The sequence below is a fragment of the Candidatus Anaeroferrophillus wilburensis genome, from assembly GCA_016934315.1.
In the GTDB taxonomy this organism is placed as follows: Bacteria; Desulfobacterota; Anaeroferrophillalia; order Anaeroferrophillales; family Anaeroferrophillaceae; genus Anaeroferrophillus; species Anaeroferrophillus wilburensis.
In genome coordinates this window covers 70,225-86,759 of sequence record JAFGSY010000020.1, presented here as the reverse complement: position 1 = coordinate 86,759, position 16,535 = coordinate 70,225, and the positions used below count along the sequence as shown (strand labels likewise).

General features: G+C 56.8%; 17 protein-coding genes. 11 read left to right on the top strand and 6 right to left on the bottom strand.

Translation table 11 applies throughout. From position 1 onward, the window contains the following. Nucleotides 1-64 precede the first annotated feature (64 nt). The 6 genes from JXO50_04890 to JXO50_04865 all read right to left on the bottom strand — a co-directional run bounded on the left by JXO50_04890 (nt 65) and on the right by JXO50_04865 (nt 4,226). Nucleotides 65-367 carry a rubrerythrin gene (locus JXO50_04890; protein ID MBN2332427.1) on the bottom strand — a complete coding sequence of 101 codons (303 nt, stop codon included), beginning with the start codon at nt 365-367 and terminating at the stop codon, nt 65-67. A 38-nt stretch (nt 368-405) separates the two neighbouring features. Continuing rightward, nucleotides 406-1,428, bottom strand: coding sequence for an epoxyqueuosine reductase (locus JXO50_04885; protein ID MBN2332426.1), 1,023 nt, complete (start codon nt 1,426-1,428; stop codon nt 406-408). 123 nt (nt 1,429-1,551) lie between these two features. Next, the gene (locus JXO50_04880) at nt 1,552-1,971 is read right to left on the bottom strand and encodes an ester cyclase (GenBank protein MBN2332425.1); all 420 of its coding nucleotides are present in this window, start codon (nt 1,969-1,971) and stop codon (nt 1,552-1,554) included. A 149-nt stretch (nt 1,972-2,120) separates the two neighbouring features. After that, nucleotides 2,121-2,501 (bottom strand): hypothetical protein, encoded by a 381-nt coding sequence (locus tag JXO50_04875; GenBank protein ID MBN2332424.1) that lies wholly within the window; start codon nt 2,499-2,501, stop codon nt 2,121-2,123. Nucleotides 2,502-2,634: 133 nt separating this feature from the next. Next, the gene (locus JXO50_04870) at nt 2,635-3,279 is read right to left on the bottom strand and encodes an SIMPL domain-containing protein (GenBank protein ID MBN2332423.1); all 645 of its coding nucleotides are present in this window, start codon (nt 3,277-3,279) and stop codon (nt 2,635-2,637) included. A gap of 185 nt (nt 3,280-3,464) precedes the next feature. Further along, nucleotides 3,465-4,226, bottom strand: coding sequence for a hypothetical protein (locus JXO50_04865; GenBank protein MBN2332422.1), 762 nt, complete (start codon nt 4,224-4,226; stop codon nt 3,465-3,467). Between the two features lie 453 nt (nt 4,227-4,679). Here JXO50_04865 and JXO50_04860 point away from each other — a divergent pair, with 453 nt between their 5' ends. From JXO50_04860 to JXO50_04810, 11 genes are all read left to right on the top strand, one after another. Beyond that, nucleotides 4,680-4,874, top strand: coding sequence for a hypothetical protein (locus tag JXO50_04860; GenBank protein ID MBN2332421.1), 195 nt, complete (start codon nt 4,680-4,682; stop codon nt 4,872-4,874). Continuing rightward, nucleotides 4,864-5,085 (top strand): hypothetical protein, encoded by a 222-nt coding sequence (locus tag JXO50_04855; GenBank protein MBN2332420.1) that lies wholly within the window; start codon nt 4,864-4,866, stop codon nt 5,083-5,085. The genes JXO50_04860 and JXO50_04855 overlap by 11 nt, the downstream gene beginning before the upstream one ends. After that, nucleotides 5,082-6,173 (top strand): hypothetical protein, encoded by a 1,092-nt coding sequence (locus JXO50_04850; protein ID MBN2332419.1) that lies wholly within the window; start codon nt 5,082-5,084, stop codon nt 6,171-6,173. The genes JXO50_04855 and JXO50_04850 overlap by 4 nt, the downstream gene beginning before the upstream one ends. A 38-nt stretch (nt 6,174-6,211) precedes the next feature. Beyond that, nucleotides 6,212-8,482: a 26S protease regulatory subunit gene (locus tag JXO50_04845; protein MBN2332418.1), complete on the top strand. Its 2,271-nt coding sequence runs from the start codon at nt 6,212-6,214 to the stop codon at nt 8,480-8,482. Between the two features lie 90 nt (nt 8,483-8,572). Beyond that, nucleotides 8,573-9,757: an AAA family ATPase gene (locus JXO50_04840; protein MBN2332417.1), complete on the top strand. Its 1,185-nt coding sequence runs from the start codon at nt 8,573-8,575 to the stop codon at nt 9,755-9,757. Nucleotides 9,758-9,789: 32 nt separating this feature from the next. After that, nucleotides 9,790-10,584: a hypothetical protein gene (locus tag JXO50_04835; GenBank protein MBN2332416.1), complete on the top strand. Its 795-nt coding sequence runs from the start codon at nt 9,790-9,792 to the stop codon at nt 10,582-10,584. A 142-nt stretch (nt 10,585-10,726) separates the two neighbouring features. Further along, entirely contained in the window at nt 10,727-10,996 is a 270-nt protein-coding gene (locus JXO50_04830; GenBank protein ID MBN2332415.1) for a hypothetical protein, read from the top strand. Between the two features lie 9 nt (nt 10,997-11,005). Further along, on the top strand, nt 11,006-13,384 hold the full coding sequence (locus tag JXO50_04825) for a WD40 repeat domain-containing protein (GenBank protein ID MBN2332414.1): 2,379 nt from the start codon (nt 11,006-11,008) through the stop codon (nt 13,382-13,384). Between the two features lies 1 nt (nt 13,385). Further along, nucleotides 13,386-14,003: a hypothetical protein gene (locus tag JXO50_04820; GenBank protein ID MBN2332413.1), complete on the top strand. Its 618-nt coding sequence runs from the start codon at nt 13,386-13,388 to the stop codon at nt 14,001-14,003. Nucleotides 14,004-14,007: 4 nt separating this feature from the next. Further along, a complete protein-coding gene (locus tag JXO50_04815) occupies nt 14,008-15,954 on the top strand; it encodes a hypothetical protein (protein MBN2332412.1) in 1,947 nt (648 codons plus the stop codon). A 19-nt stretch (nt 15,955-15,973) separates the two neighbouring features. Next, complete coding sequence (locus JXO50_04810) at nt 15,974-16,375, top strand: hypothetical protein (protein MBN2332411.1); 402 nt, start codon at nt 15,974-15,976, stop codon at nt 16,373-16,375. Nucleotides 16,376-16,535 lie beyond the last annotated feature (160 nt).

Here is a 16,535-nt window from a genome sequence, read left to right as displayed (position 1 = left end):
GGTGCGTCCTCAGCTGCAGGATAAACTATCCAGGCTGCCGGGTGCTAAAAATCAGGGGCATGTTCTACTTCAGCTTGTCGATCTCCTCTTCAACTTCCTCGGCCCCTTCGGCATAGAATTTTTCTTCATCCGGGGCCAGTTCCTTGAGCAGTCGGAGAAACTCCCCCGCATGGACGCGCTCTTCATCGGCGATGTCCTTGAGAACCTCGATGGCCAGCTTATTGTCCGTTGATTCGGCCAGCTGCATGTACAGCTGAATTGCTTCGTACTCCGCAGCGATCATGAACCGAATTGCCCGGATGAGCTCCTCATTGGTGAGCTTTCTGCCATGTGCCAATCCTGAAAAGGGTGATCCAAATTCCGGCATGATTCTTCTCCTTTCGTGGGTGTGAATGTATCTGCAGGTTATTCCACCAAAGCCGAATCGTACAGTTTTCTCCTGTCCGGCGGCAAGGATTCAAGATATTTTTTTGCTTCTTCGGGTGTGACCGCCCTGCGGGCGCCGTCAAGTTCCTGGATCACCACGCCGCCCTCCATGAGCATTTTGTATCGTGCTTTGCGGATTTCTTTGTCAGGATGGCAGACGAAATGGCAGTTGGAACAGGTATATTCCATCCGCGAGCCGTCAATCAGGCAGATAAAAAATCCACCTTCAAACTTCGGTCTGCCAAGGTATGCTTCGGTAGCAGCCGGGAGTGCGGCCAGAAAATCTTCATCTTTTTCCGGGATCTCAAAACGGGCGGGAGACCAGGTGGACCATGTGCCGGAGGTGTTCAGGCCTGCAAGTCCGCCGCAGACAAGGAAGCAGCGGCTGTTGCTTCTGCGCTTGCCGTAGCTGAACTCTTTTCCACCGAGGGTTACGGTGACTTTCTCAACCGGGTCCACGTAGCCGGAGGAGCAGACGGCCAGGCAGAGCTTGCAATCATCACAGTAGTTTTCCTCCTCCGGCAGGGGGGCTGTGGGGACCAGTTCCGCGTCCGTAACAATCGAAGCCAGGACAATCGCCGAGCCATATTCTTTGGTGATAATATTGCCTGAGTAGCCTAGATGGCCGATTCCGGAGCGGGCCGCCAGATATCGATGAGAGATAGGCGGGTGCATGTCCATCAGCCAGTTTTCGGTATCCTGCCGGTAAACGAAATTTGCCCCCTGGGGGACCGCCTGGTATCCCTGCTGCTGCAGAAATTCTGCTATTTCCAGGGCAATACCGTTGGCCAGGGTGGTGGTTCGTACTTTATTGGTTTCCAGGGCTTTGTGATCCTCTTTTTTGAAGTACGGCTCGATAAGATTCTGGTCGAAAGCCACGGCAAAACAGACTGCCGATTTTGCCGCCGGCAGAACAGAGGTAAGGTCGGCGGAAGGCGGGCCGCCGGCAAGTGTTTCAGTTGTGGCGATGCCCACTTTGAAAGCGCCGAGGGTCAGAGCCATCTCTTTGAGGTCTTCGGTTAGTTTGTCCACTTTTCACACCTCTAGCATGAACAAATGCTTCCAAAAATTAGACCGCAACCAAGTGCAGGTGCAACAGCCCGTGATCCCGCTGGGCCTGACTGGTCATGGCCGTGGGTCAAGGCCAAGCTGGCAGAGCAAGCCGAGGAAATCCTCCTCACCCTTTTCTGCCGCCACTTTTCCGTCAACGATGTGATAGATCGTGATGCCGGTCCATTGTACTTTCTTGCCCGTTGCGGGGATGTTCAAAAAATCGCCCTGATGGGTGCCGGAAAAACGCCAGCGTATCACAACCTTGTCGTCTTCGGCAATCTCTTCCTCAACGTGGAGCGTGGCGTCAGGAAAGGATGAACGAAAACCATGGAGGAGTTTTTTAAACGTTTTTCCCCCTCGGATGACGTGGGGGAGTATGGGATAGTGTACGGTAAGCGCAGGGGCCGCAAGCTCGTCGATAAGATCCAGCTCACCGCTGCCCCATACTTGGATAAACCTTCTCGCAATGGCCTTGTTTTCTTCTGTGGGCACAATCTTCTCCCTTTTTATTGTGAATTACCGGGTTGACGGCGTTCATCCCCGGGTCTTGGGATTTCTTGCGGCTCCGATTGAGCGCCCTTAGTACCGGATCAGGAACATGGGAGCCAGTGCGAAAACTTCAACCTTAGGTTGTCAGTGAACTAAATATCCAAGCGTACCCAGCGGGTGCAGAAACGGTGTGCAGCTTCAAAAAATTTTCGTAGAGGCAGGTCAGTACAGCTTAAAACGGCCAGGGAGCCATCCGCAGAGCGGCAAATGACCACCCCGTTTGCCAAATGGAAATCCCCGTCCGATGACCGGATGCAGAGGGGAGCGGAACACTGGCGGGGAACGATATCATTATCATCAAACTGCAGCAGGGCTATCTGGCTTAAGGCATGAAATTCGTGTTTGCTTTCGACCTCCTGCCCCGCAGTCAGACAGCGGATGTGCCCGGCTTCAGCCAGACCGATTTCAGGTATGATGATGACGGCAGTGCATGTGAGACATGGCAGATCATTGGCCAAGATTTCAATCAGCATGTTTTTTACCTTATACTCCGGCAACGTTTCGTACAATCGCCAGCCGATTGAGCGTAGGGCATTGTCAATCCGAGACTCATCTGCAGAAGCGGCGCGGTAGCCACCAGCGTTGTGTTTCACCTGCAAACACTTGTTAGGGCTTTTCAGCCCTCTTTTTTCCGTGAAGAAGGGCAAAGCGTACGTAGATGTGCTCTGTTACATGAATGCGTTCAGGTGTGGATTGTGAAACCATTCCAGCTTGCATTGAACGCCTATCGACCTGTGCGTAATCCGTGATTATGGGGTATTCACTTACGATCAACGGACCGCCAACCGATGCCCCCAGTGCAGCAGCTAACTTCTCAGCCTTGGAACGGGCGGCATACGTGGCCTGCAGCTTAAGCCGCTCACGGACCTCGCCCATTGTCGTCAAATTGTAGTTGAGTTGGACGTTCAAATCCCCATCCATCAGCAGCTTATCCAAAAACTCTTCAAAACGGTCAATATCGTGTTGCTCGATTTTTACCTGCCTTGTGAGCTGGAAGTGGCTGAAATTTCCCGGCCGGCCATGATTGTCGGTCTCATACACTCGACGTACCCCAATACGTCCGGAGGTCGTGTGTTGAGTTGGAACATCGAGTGCTCGCGCGACATCCAAGACGCGCTCATATTCGTCGTCGTTCTCCCGTTTGAGGTCCTTGAGTTCCTTCCCATCAGTTTCAATCGAAACCGTCCAAACGGCGACGTCCGGATCAATCCATTCCTCAGCAAACCCAGATACCGTGATATATGGCCCCATCCCGGTTTCCTGGGCCAGCAGAGGCGTCGCGGCGACAGCAAGAACGAGGACCAGAATAGATACACACCTTCGCATTTTTCTATACCTCCACAATGTTTCAAACGACTCAAATCACCGACGGTAAAAAGTAGAGCGAGGAACGAGCCCTCTTTTTGCCGTCCGAGTGCAGTTGTCTTGTTAGGGCATTATTTTTTTAGTTTTGAACAGTTTTTTGAATTTTTAAAAAAGGTGGTATTGTGTGATGTATAATACACCATCTCGTCTGCTGAACGAATGAATAGAGCTCTACCACCGCGAAGAACTTGATCCTTATTGTAAATCCAGACTTCTTCATCGCCGTAATTGTCTTTACAGTAATATTTTTCCATTGGATCCCCTAAATGCTTTATTAGTTCTTCCTTGGACATGCCTCCATATGCAATTAAGGCTTTTTCCTTATCGTCCGCATTTTTTCCTTCATCAAGTCCTGATGCCCTGAGAAAAGGCCACGTAGCAATTGCAATTGGGATAAGCGGTGCGTACGTTAATGCCTCAGCAGCTTCTTCTGCTGCTTCATCGGTTGTTTTTCCTTTGGGCATCACTCTTATCTGCCGTCTGCTTTGGATTTCCGTGATCTGAGCTATTTTTACTCTCACCTCTTGTCCTTGCAAATCTGTTACGATCACATCTTCAGAACCTGCAATCTGTTTTACCTCCGCAATTCCATCAAGGTTCTGTGCTCTTACCAGAATTTGCACCTTCTCACCCGGGTTTACTGATGCCAACGACAGGATTTTGCGCAGAGAAATATCTGGAAGTTTCTTTATCTCTGCACTATTGAATTCCCAAGTCCCATATGAAGTGTTTTTCCAATAAGGAGTCTTTGTTGTTGCACAACCGGACAGCAATATTACTACAGCTAACGCGGATACAATTATCCAATTAGATTGATCTTGCCTAGACATCATTATTTACCCTAATCGCCGCGGCTGCAGTCGGCTACACGAGCCAGACAAGCAAGCTTGTCAACTCGCTCGCGACTGATCCGCGGCGATTATCAGGTCAATTTGCCCTGATAAGTTGATAATTAAGAGCAGGTATGGTATCTTTTCCTCATTGTAATTATCAACAACAATGTCAGTATAATGTCAGGTATGGGTGATGTCAACGCATAAGCAAACCTGACCGCTGCCGTTCCCGGGCATCAACTAGGTTCATCGAAAATTATCCGCTTGCTTCTCAGCTTCCCCCCCCGTTTTCCGGCTATCATTTACTGGCAACTCCTGTCGCAAATAAAAACTGTGCCATCCCGACAACTGGGAAAGATTGACATTTCCCGAAAACAATATTAAAAAAATGAGAATAATGCCATTATGTACTATCTGTTTCGTGTGCAAGTGAGAATTTCGGGGTGTATGATTATGGAAATGACTGGCGTGTTGCTTGGAAGGGTGCTGGCCAGCGAGTTTGAGACTGGCCAGGAGAACGCCGGCTTCGTGCCCCAGCGGGAAGAAACTGCAGTGGAGAATGATGCCGGTCCCGGCCACTCTCTGGAACAAGTTCGACTTCAGTTTCTGGCTGGTTTGCAGACCGGGGGGTGCAAAGATGGAACATAACAAACCTCGGGTACGTTTTGTCAGCCAGCTGCCGGATTTGATGGTGCCCGATGATTACCGGCAGGGAGGCAGTGGTAAAAAGGTTCGCATCCAGATCAATCCCTCCGGGGAAGGGCTGGAAATCCTTGGCGACACAATGCATATCGATGAATTGGAGCGGTTGCTGGCTGCTGTCGGGGCGACGACCGTTGAGAGGGTTCTGTGCGGTTGATTGCCGATCAGATGGAGGCTGAAAAAAGCCTGTTTGTTTTTCTCCGCTCGGTTTGCGATGGAACTCCAGGGGCTGGCAGACCACTGCTGTTATCACCGCAGGTGATGAATGAACTGCTGGTCAATCCCCACCCTGAGCTGGCGGTAATGGTTCATTATTGCCTTGATGAACTGCTGCTTGATATCGAACCCGATGCCGGCCGGCGTGGATTGCTGCAGCCTGCGGTGCCGGTCGTCGCTTTTGCCATTGCCGCCCATAACTGTTTGGCGGCTGCTGAGGGGCCGGAGCAGGAGTCGACGCATTTGTTTACCGGGGCACTGGTGGAAAGTCTGCCGCCGGCCCGGACGCTGGATTCAATGCTGGCCTGTCATGGTGTTCTGCGTGGCCTTGCGGCAAAGATCGATGTTTTGGGAGAGCGTCCCCAGCAGCTGGTGCAGGATTTGTTGGAACGCAGTCCGCTGACCGCGCTCACTGCCCTGGACAGCCATACGCCGGTGGTGCTCGATTCGCCGGCCAGGGAACTGCTGCCCGGCTGGCAGCGACCCGTGAGACAGTGCCGGGAGCCGTGGGCAGATCTGTCGTCATGGCTTGATGCCGTCGGCCTGCTGCTCCTGGATGAACGGCTTTGCCGCTGGCTGCGCCACAGCTGGCTGTCCATGCCGGAAACCCGACTGGCCTGCCGCAATCTTGGCCTGGTGTTGGCGGCGCTGCACCATAAAGGCGGATTTCAGCAGCAGATCCTTGAGTTTTATGAGGCGTATGATTATTTCGGCCGTTTGCTAAGTGAGCGGCAGGAGGATGGTGGTTCCTGCTGGCCGGTGCTGCAGGTGATCAGGAAGCTGCTGCTGGCAGCCGGCGAAGGAGCCGGCGCTGCACAGGCGGTGCACCTGAACCGCCGGGGCAATGAATACTTTTTGAAATTTCGCCCCCTGATCGACATCATTATTGCCGAGGGCGGCATACCGGCAGGGTATGGCCGGTTGAGCCGTGAATTTGTTCAGGAGCATCTGCGACCACTGCTGGATTACGTTGCCGAGAGATCGGGTGAGCGGTTTTCGTTTGGCACGCTGAGCTTCGCCAGCCAGTAGACCGGTTCAAGGGGGAAACAGCCCATGGGGAAAAGTCAATGAGCGCCATAGTTCTGGAACTGGATTTGGGGGAGCGGACTGTGGAAGCCCGGAGATTCAAACGGGAACATCCTGATTTGCCGCTGGCCGCGTTTCTGAAGGTCTACCCGGCCCGGTTTCTTCCGGGAGATGAGCCGTCCCGCTGGCAGCGTGATATGCCGCTGGCCGAATTTATTTTTCAGCCTATTACGGTCGCCGAACCAAGAACCGGCGGTGAAGAGTCAGGGGTGGGGGCGTCATTGCGCGGTGAACTGGATCAGTGCTGGCGGGAGGAGCAGCAGGCCGATGCCGCCTGTACCAGCTATGATGATCCGCTGGCATATCCCGTGACCATCAGCGATAATGAAGCGGTTCGCTATGCCTATCGTTCGGAGATGGACAGCATTGCCGACTATCTGAGCAGCGGCCTGTCGGTGCTTGTCCGCTGTGACAAGATGCTGACCGAATATATTTATGAGTTTGTCTGCCACCAGGCGGGTCGCCAGGTGGTTCTGGATACCGAAGCCGCGTGCCCGGCGGCGCAGACCGGGGTTGGCAGCCGCCTTGACCAGGCAATACAGGGCGGGCACGGCGAGCCGTTGGCTCACCTGCCGGTACTGCTGCATAACCTGAAAAACAACGAGGTGCTGGTCCTCCGCTCGCTGGATATGCTGGAAAGTCCGCCGCTGGTGGAACTGCTCTACCAGCGGACCGGCAAAGGGGAGAAAGCGCAGATCCTGGCTTTCATCGATCCTTCGCTGGAAGTGAAAAAAGTGCTGACTGACCGGTTTGCCGTCCATGTGCCGATTATGGGGTTGCCCCGCTATCCGGGGACCGACACTGGCAATCAGCAGTATACGGTAAGCCGCCTGATAACCCACAAGGAGCGGCAGTGCTTCCAGTGCTATGATCCGGAAGGGCTGTATAAAAACGTTTCCGGGCTTCATGCCATCCAGTTTCGCAATGCCATGCGCTACGTGGGGGCGAAGGTTGCGCCGCAGACGGCGGCTGCCGAGGTGTACCATGTCATCCGCCAGTTCAAAATTTCGTCCAGCGGCGGCATTGAGATTCCGGATACCACCTTTGCCGATATCGGCGGCTATGATCATATCAAGCAGAAGCTGAAGCATACCATTGAGCTGATTGCCGGCCCGATCGCCGGGCTTGATGAAAAACACCGGAAGCAGCTGATCCCAAGGGGCTTTGTTTTTCACGGGCCGCCGGGAACCGGCAAGACGCTCTTTGCCAAGGCTGTAGCCAATGAGCTGAATGCCACCATCCAGATGGTTTCCGGCCCGGAGATCATGGACAAGTATGTCGGCCAGAGTGAAAACAACCTACGGCAGCTGTTTGCCACGGCGCGCCGCAATGCCCCGGCGGTGATCTTTTTCGATGAGTTTGACAGCATTGCCAGTCAGCGCAGCACCTATGCCGACGGCGGCGCCCGGGCCAACAACGCGGTGGTCGCCCAGCTGCTGACCGAGCTGGATGGCTTCCAAACCGATCAGACAGTGCTGGTTATCGGCACCACCAACCGGATTGACATTATCGATGAAGCCCTGCTGCGGCCATCCCGTCTGCAGCCGCTGGAAATCGGCCTTCCGGACCTGCGGGCCCGCCGCCAGGTTGCCGATCTGCACGCCCGTGGTTTCGGCGTCCGGCGGCAGCTGCTCTGGTTGTGTGAACTGATGGTGAAGCATCTCAAGTCTGCCGGCGCTGAAGAGTCCGCCAATGGTGATTCCGAGCGGTTTTCAATCTTTCTGACGGAGCTGCTGTCAGGGGATGAGGCTGCTGCCAGGCGCTTTGCCCGGGAGACGGACAATGCCCGGCTGCTGACGGGTTTGCCGGAATTATTTGCAGCGCTGGGCCGGCTGCTGGAGGATATCCCCGATGGGCAGCAGGCGCCGGTGCTTGACGATCTGTATCAGCGGTTTCTCCGGTTTGGCCGCCGGCATGGACTTGAACTGGAAGATTCTCGTGGCGGCGACCAACAGCCGGCACCGGCTGAACCGGATGCCACCCTGGCGGCGGAAATCAGGGAGTTGTTTTCGATTGTCCGTCATGAAGCGCAGGGCGGCGTCAGCCCGGAGAGTTTTTACCAGAGTTTGATTGACCTGGTGGCCGAGCATACGGAACAGTTCAACAATGATGAACTGCGGGCTGTTTTTCAGGAAGCCAGCCTCGAACAGCATCTGGAGGGGCGGATCATCACACCGCGCTATCTGGGCTGCAAGGTTGCCCAGATCAGGGACCGCCGTCAGCAGCATCAGCGGGTGCACCTGCTCTCTTGAACGATGGTATCGTAAAACACTGCCTTCTTCGTTACCTGCAGCCTTTGTTTTTGCGGTGTCCTGGATAGAAATCATAGAGGAGAACCTATCGTGCGTCAGGAATTGATCAACCACCTTGATGATCTGGAAGACCTTGCCAACCTGCTGAAAAGCTCTTTTGTCGGCAAGGACCAGATTGTTGAGTTGATGATTATCTGTGCCATGGCCCAGGAACACCTGCTCATCGTCGGGCCGCCGGGAACGGCGAAATCGGAACTGGTGAAGCGTTTTGCCCTGCTCTGCAGCCCGCCCCATGCCGGTGGCAGGGAAAGGACTATTCCCTATTTTGAATATCTTCTGACCCGTTTCACCGAGCCCAATGAGCTGTTCGGGCCGGTTGATATCAAAACCTACCAGGAGCAGGGGGAGCACAGGCGGATTACCGCCGGCATGCTGCCCCGGGCCGAAGTTGCTTTTCTCGATGAAATTTTCAAGGCCAACAGTGCCATCCTCAATGCGCTGCTGACCATCCTCAATGAACGAGTGTACTACAACGGCGGTAAGGCGGAGGTGGTGCCACTGCTGTATGCCATCGGAGCCACTAATGAGGTTCCCGATGATTCCTCCCTGGCCGCTCTCTATGACCGGTTTCTGGTTCGTGTATGGTCTGATAATGTGGAGGAGTCCCGTTTCAGTGAACTCTTTCAGCAGGGGTGGCAGCTGGAAAAAGCCCGGATTCGTACCGGCTACAAAATGAGTCTGGGCAATGTGATTACCACGGCGGTTCTCCGGTCGCTGTACCGGTCACTGGACGAGGTGAATCTGGAACCGGTTGCCAGCCATTATCGGGAGGTGGTCCGGCGGATCCGTTCCGAAGGCATAGAACTCAGCGACCGGCGGGTGATCAAGCTGCTCAAGCTGATTGCCGCCTCGGCTTTGCGCCGCAAAAGCCTGGAAGCTCATGCCGGGGACTTCTGGGTGCTCAAGCATGTGTGGAATGACCCGGATCAGATGTCCCATATCGCGGCGATTATTGACCCCTATCTGGAAGAGTCCGGCGTCGATCTGCGGCGGCCCGAACGGCGGCTGGAACTTATTGACAACGACCTGACTGGATTGACAGGCCAGCAGGAATCGCTGCGTACCGATGCCGATTTTGCCGACTTTCTGCACCAGGCGGAAAGCCTGCGCCGGGAGCTTCTGGGACACAGCGACAGCGCCGGCGCCGCGGTCCTGCTGGACCGGGCGCGGGAAGCTATTGAAGAAACCATGACGCTGCTGGAACAGCATGGCTGACCAGGTTTCTGGGTGGGAAAGGGGAAAGCGCAATGTGCAACCCGAGAAAAGTAATGATTCATCTGGCCCGCAGCATTGAAGAGGCCTGGCGGCGGACGATCAGCGAAACAGCGTCCCTCAGCGGCGAGGTGAGTGAACTGGCATCGCTCTCAGCCGAGGTGCGGCTTGACGCGGAGATGGGTGACATGGCCCTTTCCATGCTGGGCCGGGTATTGGCCGGTGAGTTTGACGGTTTTCCCGCCTGGGAGCGGGATGGTCAGGGAAATTTCTGCCGGGAACTGGATGGCGGTGTTGTCCTTGTCTATGATCCGAAAAAAGCGCTGCTGCATGTGCAGACCCAGTTGACCAGCACAGTTTCCGCCACCGCCAGCGGGACCGCTGAAATCTGCGGCACCACGGTGGGGGAGCTGGCAGTGACCGCGGTTTCCCGTTACTACGATGATGGCTGGGGCGGCCGGCGGGAGGAGGACGCCCGTCAGGAGGCGTATCTGCAGGCCGAACGGCGTCTTGCCTCGGCGGTTGCAAGTCTCCATCAACACCAGCAGGCCGAAGCGGTTGCCGCTGCTGAAATCCAGGCCCAGGAGGCCGCCGGAGAAAAAGCGGCCGGCGAGCTGGAAAGGCTGAAGGCGGAAGCCAGAGATGCCCTGCGGGAGCAGCTGCAGAGCAGGCTGGCCCAGGCTGAGGAGCAGGTCCATCAGGTGATGAACCGGGCGGTGGGGGAAGCCTACCGCCAGACCCTGCGGCAGCTGGTGCTGGATAACGGCGGCCGCATTGTGACCGATGAACAGACCGGGTCGGTGATCAGCATGGAGCTGGAGCTGTATTGACGGCGGGGTGATCAGAACATCATCAGACAGCGGTGTCATCCAGCAACAGAATGTTCCCGGATAGACAGTGAGTGCTTACCAGTCATCGTTGCATTTGATGATTGTCCCGTATTTTTTGAAAATTGTAATTATGGAGTTTGAAATGTCCAGCCAGCGGCCGAAAGTGACCATTCAGTTTAAATACAATATGGATACCGGTGAAATCGAGGAGTTTATCGTTGATGACCACGCGTCAGCCGCCAGCGAGCAGTACCATGACCAGGTGGCCAAAGCGGTAGCCGGACGGCTGGGGCGCAACCCTGAGATTGCCGATGCCGGTCTGCGGCACAATCCGGTTTCGGTTTCCGGGGCAGGTACCGCAGCGACCGGCAAACAGCCGGTGGCGCAGAAGGAAAATAATTCCCGGGAGTAGGGGGCAAGGGTGCTGGAATCAGTTGTGAAAACCGATATTGGCGACCGTTTGTATGAGTATGCCAGTCAGATCAGGCCGGTGCGGGTTTCCAGAGGACGGGGAAACAAGGTGTACAGCGTCTGCTTTTCCCCCGATGGCCGACTCTTCGCAACTGGTACGGTGAACAAGCTTGCCTATCTGTGGGAGGTGGCCGAAGAAAAATTGGTCCATCCCCTGGAAGGCCACGGCATGTTTGTCTGGAGTGTCTGCTTCTCCGCCGACGGTCGCACGGTGGCCACCGGTTCTGGTGATATGACCATCTTTTTCTGGGATGTGGCTACCGGGCGTCCCTTTCGGCGGCTGGAAGCCCATAATTCCCTCTATGATACCTGTTTTTCCCCTGATGGCCGTTATGTTGCCGCCGGCAGTCATGACCGGATGGTCTATCTGTGGGATTTGAGAACCTACAAGACGCCTAAGCTGTTGGCCGGCCATACGGACGATGTCTACAGCGTCTGTTTTTCCCCTGACAGCCGCTTGCTGGCTTCTGGCTCATACGACCATACGGTTATTCTGTGGGAGGTGGCCACTGCCCGCCGCCTCGCTGTCCTGACCGGGGGGTTCTCCCGGATCTGCAGTGTCAGTTTCTCTCCCGACGGCCGTCTGCTGGCCTTTGGTTCTTCCGATCATACCGTTCGCCTGTGGGAGGTGGCCAGCGGCCGGGAACTGCTGGTGTTTGCCGGCCACCGGGATCTGGTCTGGAGTGTCAGTTTTTCTCCCGACGGCCGTCTGCTGGCTTCCGGGTCAGGCGACCGAACGGTTCGTTTGTGGGAGGTGAACACCGGTCGGGAGCTTCGGGTTCTCGAGGGTCATGAGGGGGAGGTGAACAGTGTCAGTTTTTCTCCTGACGGCCGCCTGCTGGCTTCCGGGTCTGATGATAAGACTGTCCGTTTCTGGGATGTATCGGTCATGGAGATCAGGCCCAGCGATGTTTTTCATGCCGTTTTTCGGGACCGTATTCAAGATGAGGGGCATCTTGCGGCGGTTGTCCGTCGGCACCTGCTGTCACTGCCTTTCACCCATGTGGAGCTGGCATCCCCGGGACGGGCGGTGGCCTGGCTGCGTGGCACTGCCTCTCTGGGGCTGGCAGCGCCAATTTGTCTGGTGCATGATCTCGGGGCTTTGCTGGTTTCTTCTTCCGGGAAACCTGTCGTCAGACGGCCTTCCTGGTTGCCGGCCGATTTGATGCCGGTTCTTTGGGAAGCGTTTCTTCAGCGTCTTGCCGACCATCCAAAAATGCGCCAGCTGCGTCGGATGAACCTGGCGGACAATGTTATTGGTGTGGTGCTGGGCAAAATCCTGGCCGGCTTGTCATTCCCCCATGAGTTTCGGGTGTCGCCGGGGGCCGAAACCGTTCTGTTTGCCCGCCGGCTCGGCGATGCACACCAGCAGACCTCCCCCGGTCAGCTCTGGGAAACCATGACGCCGGCTGAACGTTTCGGTATGGCAGCCTTGCTGACCGGCGATCTGCTGGTGCATATCGAAACCCGGCTGGCGCAGCTGGATGTTGGTGAACTGCGTTTTCTTCACCTCTACGGAATCGGCCTGACGGCCTTTGCCGATCCCCGGCAGCTGGTGGATCTTTTTTCCCTGTTGGAGCTGCCGCCGCCGGCTCGTCTGGCCTTGATCAGCATGCTGCGGCTGCTGCCGAACATCAGCGAGGCCGCTGCGGCCAGGGGGGGGATGCAGATGTATGCCATGGGCGGCTACCAGGGATTGAGCCGCAAGGGCAGCCTGGACAGCCTGGTGCCGGTTGAACTTGCCTACCCCCAGCGGTTGTTCTGCCATCGCCTGTTGAATCGCGACGCTCTCTATTACGGCCGTGAATCAGCTCCCCGCCGCCGCCGGCAACTGGCCTATATTATTACCCAGCTGGGGCTTGAGGTGAGGGGTGATGATGACGCTACCGCCCGGGGTCTGACGCTGGCACTGGCCCGGACCATGAAACACCGGGGCTATGATGTCTATCATAGTTTTGTCGGCAGCCGCTGGCGCAAGCCGGAAAAGCTCGACCGGCCTGAGGATGTCCAGCGGGTTCTTTACTACCGGGATGACGGCTGGCTCGCCGCCGGCGATATGCTGGCAGCCGTTCTGCGCCAGCTTCGCACCTGGGAAGAGCAGTATCAGCAGCTACAGGTTTTCTGGGTGGTTAATGAATTCTGGGATAGGGATGACTGGCAGGATCATCACGGATTGTATGCGGGCCTGAAACAGCGGGCTGGCCAGCAGGGGTGGGTGATCGGCAGGGGGGATGAGCGCCCGCCGGTCTGGCACAATCCGGCGTTGACGGAGCATTTTCACTGCTGCCGGCGGCTTGCGCCCCTGACGCTCATGGAGGAGGTTGTCTGATATGGGCCGTATGACCTTGTCAGCTGTAGCTGCGCCCTTGTTGTGGCAGCGGGCCGCCGCATTGTTTGAACGGCAGGAAGAATGGTCGGCTGCCGCATCCTGCTGGCTGAAAGCGGGATCTGGAGAGCGGGCGGCGGCGTCCTGCCGGCAGGGAGGCAGGCTCCTTGCCGCGGCATTCCTCCTGGTAGATGCCGGTCGGATCAGTGAAGCGTTGCGCTGTTTTGAATCGGTGCTGGAACCGCCTGAGCGTGATGATCCGGAAAGTCGGATAGCTTCCCGGCTGGGGACGGCCGCCTGCCTGATCCTGCAGGAAACGGCCGCCAAACGGTGCAGGTTGCTATATCGTGAAGCGCGGGCAATGCTCGCTGAACTTGATCCTCAGTGGCCGCCGTTGAAAACCGGCCGCTGCTGGGAGCTGCTGGGTTGGTTTGGCAAAACCGTCAACCGTTACGACCTGCTCCAGGTTGGCTATGAACAGGCCCTGGCCTGCTACGGTGCCCGGCTGAACAGTGAACGGCGGCGGGCGGTCCGGGATTATCTGGCGGCGGTGCGGGATAATCAGCAACTGATTGCCGCTTTGGAAATCCGTAGTGCCGAGTGGGAACTGCTGGGTGAGTAGATCGATGAATCAATGCACATACATGCTGTCGGATGACCGGCGGTGCAGCAATCCCTCGGTGCCGGGAACGGATTACTGTACTGTCCATCAGCTGTATGCCGGGATGTCTGCCGGCAATGCCGGGGGAGGGGCGCTGGCCCATTTTCGGCAGTCTTCCGCGGTGACCGCCCGGCCGAGCAGCATCGGCACCGAGCCGACCTATCCGGGACTTTTTGTCGATCAGCGGCATATCCTGGTGGGGCATGAGGGACTCATCACGCTGTGCAGTCCCGAGGCTGGGGGAGATGAGGTGGTGGACCCGCGACTCCTCAGCCTGCTGACCACCATCAGTGAGGAAGTACCGCTGGCCGGCCGGGTGACAGTGATGAGGTTGTTGCACCGGCGGGGATACCTGGTCAGGGTCAGCACCCCGGATCGGGAATGGTCCGGCTTCTCCCGGTTTTTTGACTGGCTGGCGGCTGCTGCGGCACACAGCAACGGTCGTCTTTATGTGGGCCAGGAGCAGCATTTTATCTGCTACCGTGACCGGCAGGCTCCCCGGGGGTATGATACAGTTGCCGGTCCGGTTGCCCTTGAAACACTGATGCTGGCTGATGAAACCGGGCAGTACCACATTCCGGCCCGCGAACTTGCACCGCTGCCGTTGGATGAACTGCTCCTGCATTGCGTACCGGTTGCCGATTCGCAGCCGGTGGCCCTGGGTGAATCATTCGTGCTGGCTCCTCAGGCTTACTATCGTCTGCTGGCCCGTTACTGCCGCCGCCACCGGCTTGCGTACCGTCTGGCCCGCTTCACTGACCAGCAGGGCGCCAGGCAGGTTGTTTTTCACCTTGAGGATGGCCGACAGGAGGATGAAACAAAGATTCTGCCGGCAAATGTCATCGCTTATCTGAGCAGCCTGCCTTTCTGCCAGGTGTTGCGTCTGGCAGCTGGCGGCGGCAGCCGGAAGCTGTTGGTGCCCTGGAACCAGGCACTTCCTGGCAATGCCGAGCATCTGCTGGGTGTTTTTCCCGCCGACTGCCTGGTGATCGTACCGGGCGGCCAGGAGGCTGCCAGTCGATGCATTGTGCCGGCACCGCCATTTTTTGCCGGCGACGATCTGCTTGTCCGAGGTCTGTCTGCCGCCGTCACGGACGCCGCTTTACCCATAACTGCACAGGATCTGCAACTGGAGATTCCTTTGCTCCTGGTGCCTGATTTAGGTACGCACCACAGCCCGGCGGCCATAGTGCTGGACGCCGAGGAGATGGCGTGGGTACGGCGACTGCTCTACCGCCTGCCGCCGATGGTTTTTGATGATTTGCGGCTGTTTTACGGCGTGGACCATGGGGTGTTGCTGGGCGATGGCAGATCTCTTGTTGCGGTACCGTTCGGCATCCCTCTGCGTCGGGTCCGGGAGAGCAACCTCTATATTCCTTTGGCTGAAAAGCTGGTGCCTGAGCTTTCCTGGTCGGTGCTGGCTGAGGTTCTCGATCTTAAGGATCAGGTAGTCACCCTGTTGACTGGTGCGCAATGTTTTGAAGTTCCCGAAGATGCTTTCTTTCCTCTTTCCCGGTTTCTGGTGGCCGATATCGGCCGGCCGTCGGTGAGGCTCGCCCTGCGGCCAGCGGCGGCCCTGCCGCCATTGACCTGGACAATGCCGCCGGGTGAGGGACCGGTCCCCAAAGTTGACGAGGAGACCCTGGTGCAGCAGGAGTTGCTTGCCGGCCAGTCGGCACTGTCAACGGAGCGCCAGCCGGAAGAGACAGCCGGCGTTCCGGCTGGAGGTGAAGATCGGGAGAAGGAAATCTTTGGTCTGCGGGCCGAAAAGCTGCTGCGGGAAGGGGACTACCTCAGTGCGGCAGTCTGTTTTTCCCTGGCGGACGATCTTTCGCAGGCCGCCCTCTGCTACCAGCAGGCGGCCTTGGCCCTGGAAGCGCGAACGGATGGTGATGAAGATTGCAAATTATAACAGAAGAGAGGTAACTGATATGGGAAAGTTCCCCGCAATGGTTGAAGTGCTGCAGAAAGTGATTCTGTCCCTGATCGTGAAGAAGAATGAGGATGATGAGGGTCTGCCGGTGACGGTGCCGCTGGAATTCATTGTCAGCCTGGGCTCCAAAGGGTTGACTCCCTTTGAGCAGGATCTGATGGGTAAAGTGGTGGGCGACACCTTTATGATCCGGCTTTCAAGGGAGCGGCTGGCACCCTATTTTCAACATCTCATGTTACCGCGGCTGCCCTTGCCTGCCAGCCAGGAGATCTTTTATCTACAGGTCCATGTTGATGCCGTCGGACCCGCCAGCCAGCGGGAAATCATCAAGGGCATGGCGATGATGGCCGGCTGCGGTCACCATGGCGATGATGGCGACTGTGGCTGCGGCAGCCATTAGCATTCTCAGCGGTCTCCAGATTGGCAGAAGTCATGAGGGGTTCCTCCCCTTTGTTCCAGGGAGCGACGCTTGCGCCAGGATAAAAGTTTCTTTGGCTGTCTTCGGTGAACAGGATGTCCTGGTGGTTGACAATCAGCCTGTGGGTCAATGATTGCCGGCA

Excerpts from the sequence above, each read along its gene's own strand:
- JXO50_04855 (MBN2332420.1), top strand. The coding sequence starts at position 4,864 with ATGGAACATAACAAACCTCGGGTACGTTTTGTCAGCCAGCTGCCGGAT.
- JXO50_04820 (MBN2332413.1), top strand. The coding sequence starts at position 13,386 with ATGGGCCGTATGACCTTGTCAGCTGTAGCTGCGCCCTTGTTGTGGCAG.
- JXO50_04845 (MBN2332418.1), top strand. The coding sequence starts at position 6,212 with ATGAGCGCCATAGTTCTGGAACTGGATTTGGGGGAGCGGACTGTGGAA.
- JXO50_04810 (MBN2332411.1), top strand. The coding sequence starts at position 15,974 with ATGGGAAAGTTCCCCGCAATGGTTGAAGTGCTGCAGAAAGTGATTCTG.
- JXO50_04830 (MBN2332415.1), top strand. The coding sequence starts at position 10,727 with ATGTCCAGCCAGCGGCCGAAAGTGACCATTCAGTTTAAATACAATATG.
- JXO50_04865 (MBN2332422.1), bottom strand. The coding sequence starts at position 4,226 with ATGATGTCTAGGCAAGATCAATCTAATTGGATAATTGTATCCGCGTTA.
- JXO50_04860 (MBN2332421.1), top strand. The coding sequence starts at position 4,680 with ATGGAAATGACTGGCGTGTTGCTTGGAAGGGTGCTGGCCAGCGAGTTT.
- JXO50_04870 (MBN2332423.1), bottom strand. The coding sequence starts at position 3,279 with ATGGGGCCATATATCACGGTATCTGGGTTTGCTGAGGAATGGATTGAT.
- JXO50_04885 (MBN2332426.1), bottom strand. The coding sequence starts at position 1,428 with ATGGCTCTGACCCTCGGCGCTTTCAAAGTGGGCATCGCCACAACTGAA.
- JXO50_04890 (MBN2332427.1), bottom strand. The coding sequence starts at position 367 with ATGCCGGAATTTGGATCACCCTTTTCAGGATTGGCACATGGCAGAAAG.
- JXO50_04815 (MBN2332412.1), top strand. The coding sequence starts at position 14,008 with ATGAATCAATGCACATACATGCTGTCGGATGACCGGCGGTGCAGCAAT.
- JXO50_04875 (MBN2332424.1), bottom strand. The coding sequence starts at position 2,501 with ATGCTGATTGAAATCTTGGCCAATGATCTGCCATGTCTCACATGCACT.
- JXO50_04835 (MBN2332416.1), top strand. The coding sequence starts at position 9,790 with ATGTGCAACCCGAGAAAAGTAATGATTCATCTGGCCCGCAGCATTGAA.